The organism is Methylobacterium longum (assembly GCF_022179385.1).
In the GTDB taxonomy this organism is placed as follows: Bacteria; Pseudomonadota; Alphaproteobacteria; order Rhizobiales; family Beijerinckiaceae; genus Methylobacterium; species Methylobacterium longum.
Genome location: NZ_BPQS01000108.1, coordinates 1 through 3,107 on the forward strand (window position 1 = coordinate 1; position 3,107 = coordinate 3,107).

At 62.9% G+C, this 3,107-nt stretch carries 1 protein-coding gene and 4 pseudogenes; 3 read left to right on the plus strand and 2 right to left on the minus strand.

What is annotated here, in order from left to right; genetic code table 11:
• Positions 1-111: 111 nt before the first annotated feature.
• Positions 112-757, plus strand: a pseudogene (locus MFF58_RS31380) (IS3 family transposase); the annotation flags it as partial.
• A 40-nt stretch (positions 758-797) separates the two neighbouring features.
• Here the strand turns inward: MFF58_RS31380 and MFF58_RS31385 are convergent.
• Positions 798-1,240: pseudogene (locus MFF58_RS31385) on the minus strand (IS5 family transposase); the annotation flags it as partial.
• A 129-nt stretch (positions 1,241-1,369) separates the two neighbouring features.
• On the opposite strand from MFF58_RS31385, the pseudogene MFF58_RS31390 reads away from it, so the two are divergent.
• Positions 1,370-1,552, plus strand: a pseudogene (locus MFF58_RS31390) (IS481 family transposase); the annotation flags it as partial.
• Between the two features lie 31 nt (positions 1,553-1,583).
• Here MFF58_RS31390 and MFF58_RS31395 read toward each other — a convergent pair.
• Positions 1,584-1,766: pseudogene (locus MFF58_RS31395) on the minus strand (IS5/IS1182 family transposase); the annotation flags it as partial.
• A 362-nt stretch (positions 1,767-2,128) separates the two neighbouring features.
• On the opposite strand from MFF58_RS31395, the gene MFF58_RS31400 reads away from it, so the two are divergent.
• The gene (locus MFF58_RS31400) at positions 2,129-2,842 is read left to right on the plus strand and encodes a hypothetical protein (RefSeq protein WP_238294207.1); all 714 of its coding nucleotides are present in this window, start codon (positions 2,129-2,131) and stop codon (positions 2,840-2,842) included.
• Positions 2,843-3,107 lie beyond the last annotated feature (265 nt).

The window sequence follows — 3,107 nt, forward strand, 5'->3', positions numbered from 1 at the left end:
GCTTCTACAATCCCTGCCGCCGTCACTCGGCGTTGGGCTTCACAAGCCCCACCCAGTTCGAGAGGGGCATCGCCCACCAAACCGCTCTCCACTGAACTGAGGCAAGTCCAGGTGAACCGCGCCCTACGGTCGCGCGGCGAGGCGAGCGTCAATGCCAAGCGGGTGCTGCGCATCCTGCGGGCGAACGGGCTCACCCTCGCGCCGCATACCGCCCGTCGTCCCGGCCGCACCCACGACGGCATCGTGGTGGCGTTGCGCTCGAACGTGCGCTGGTGCTCGGATCACCTCGAACTGCGCTGCCGGGACGGTGCGGTCGTCCGCGTGCTGTTTGCCATCGACGCTTGCGACCGCGAGATCATGGCGTGGTCGGCAACCACGACAGGCGTCTCAGCCGCGATGGTCTGTGACCTGATGATCGCCTGCTGCGAGCGCCGGTTCGGCGCGACGAAGACCCCGCACCCGGTCGAGTGGCTGTCCGACAACGGCTCCGCTTACATCGCCAAGGAGACAGCGCAGACGGCCGCCCCGCTCGGTCTACGGCTGCTGTTCACCCCGGTGCGTTCGCCGCAGAGCAACGGCATCGCGGAGGCGTTCGTGAAGACGCTCAAGCGCGACTATGGCCCGCCTCGCCATCTTGGCCGACGCCGAGACCGTGATGCGGCTTTTGCCGGCTTGGTTCGAGGACTACAACACGATCCACCCGCACTCCGGCCTGCGCATGCTCTCGCCCCGAGAGTACCTCAGCCGGAGTGCCTAAACCCGCCCCGCTGCCTGTCCGGTCAAACAGGGTGCACTCCACCCGTCAGCGTCAGCGCGAGGGGGATGCCCTCCGCATCGGTGAGGACGTGACGCTTCGTGCCGGGCTTGCCTCGATCGGTCGGGTTCGGGCCCGTCGCCGGGCCCCCTTTTTTGCGGCGATCGAGGCGCTGTCGAGGGAGGCTCGGCTGAAGTCGATGCCGTTCTGACGCCCGAGCCGGTCGAGCAGCGTCTGCTGAAGGCGGTCCCACACCCCGGCCTTCTGCCAGTCCCGCAGCCGCCGCCAGCAGGTCATGCCAGAGCCACAGCCCATCTCGCGCGGAAGCAACTCCCACGGCGTGCCCGAGCGCAGCACGAACAGGATGCCCATCAGCGCTGCGCGGTCAGATCTACGCGGGCGACCGCCCTTCGGCTTGGCTGGCTCAGGCGGCAGCAGCGGTGCGATCTCAGCCCAGAGGCCATCAGGAAGAAGCGGTCTCGCCATCTCCTCTCAACACGCAACAGCTGGTTTTGTTAGACCCTCTAAATGCGCGTCCGACCGCACTTGCTGCTATGCTATCGGTCACCCGCGACTGTCAGCTTCCCGAATCTGGCCTTCCGGCTACCTCATGGCCGCTACCATTACGCTAGCCACGACGAACTCCGGCAGCACCTGCAGCTCTTCGTGGATGCCTACAACTACGGCCGCCGGCTCAAGACCCTGCGCGGCCTCACCCCCTTCAAGTTCATCTGCCAGACCTGGACGAAAGAGCCAGAACGCTTCAGGCTTGATCCGTCACACTACATGCTGGGACCGAACATCGTCGCCATGCCCCTTCTCGCAGGTCAGATCGCGCTGTCGACGACGGCCGTGAACAGTCGAGTGCATCGACCTCGTGAAACTGTTCCAGTATCATGCGGTGCAGCGCGGTCCAGACGCCTGCTACTTGCTTGAACTCAAGCCGTCGCCCACTGGCCTTGCCGCTGCAGCCCACCTCGAAACGCGGCAGGTGCTTCCACTGGATGCCGGTACCGACCTGCTTATCTTCGCGGCTCCGCTCCTCACGTCGAGGTCTCACAAAACCAGAAACCGCGCACTCCCGCTGGATCCAAGAGATCGGGAACGGCAGCGTTCGTAAAACTGGAAGCAGGCTATAAGGCTGATCAATAAGATGCTAAGTGTGGCAATTGAGTAACGACACACCGTCAGATATGTGCTAATGAGTTCTAGTTCGATGACGGAAATTTCGAACTTCGGCTCGTATGAACACCAATTCGTTGCTTACCGCGCGATGGCCCGGGGCAATTTAACAAAGCTGAGCGGGCCGCTGTACAAATTTCGAATTTCGCGCCAATGATGGCGAGCTGTTGACTCGAGGAGTGGCGGGGAGCGATGCCACGCTTGCTGTCGGTTTTAGTAAATCTGTCGAGGGCGGCCTTTTTCTTCGTTGTGGTTGGATTGGGAGCCTTCGGGCTTGTCAGTATCCTTCCTAGCAGTCCAGCTGTGGAGCTGCCAAAGAGCATCTTTCTGGCGGACACGACTCCGCCGGCCGTACTGCAGACGGCGCCACCGCCCATCGTGCATGAAGCGCAGTCGCGGGAGACCGTGATTTTTAGGGAGAAGCCGGTCGAGGCGGCAGGAGCGGCCGCCGCGCCGAACTCGCCCGCGCCCGAGCCGCCCGCGCAGGTACCGCCTCCCTCACGTGTTTCTCGTCGTGAATTCGCGGCGCTTCCGCAGGGCTCGACGGCGAGTCCGCCGCGGCCACAATCTCCTGTAGCGCCGCAGCCCCCCGCTCCCGCGCAAAACCCACGTTACAAAGATGTCCTGACTCCTTCCGAGATCCGGCGGCTCAAGCTCTCTCTGCGCCTGACGTCGGAGCAGGAGGCTTACTGGCCTCCGGTCGAGGCGGTTCTGACCGAGATCGGTGCGCAGCAGATGGCGCTGGCACGGGCTGGTCAGAACACCGCCGATGCCTTCTCAGGCACGACATTCCGCATCTATTCTGCGGCACGACCTTTGATCGGGCTCCTTCGTGAGGATCAGAAGGCCCAGATCCGCAATAAAGCACGGTCTATGGGTCTTGAGTCGGTCGCCGCATACCTCTAAGGCTGCTCCGACTATATGGAAGTGGTATCCTCACAAGGTCTATGACCAAAAATTATTTTGGTTCGCGGCCCTAGCATGCAATCAACCACCGCCTCGTCGCTAAGCCGCTCAGTGGGGTATCCGGTTGGGCCTCAAAAATGCTGGATTCGGCTCTTAGAGCCGTTCCCGGTCAGGTAGCGACGGCCAAGTCGTTTTCGTAGCCGGCTGCGGTGATGTAGTTGCGGCACTCCTGCGGAGTGAAGCACGTGAACGCCTGTTGGATCGC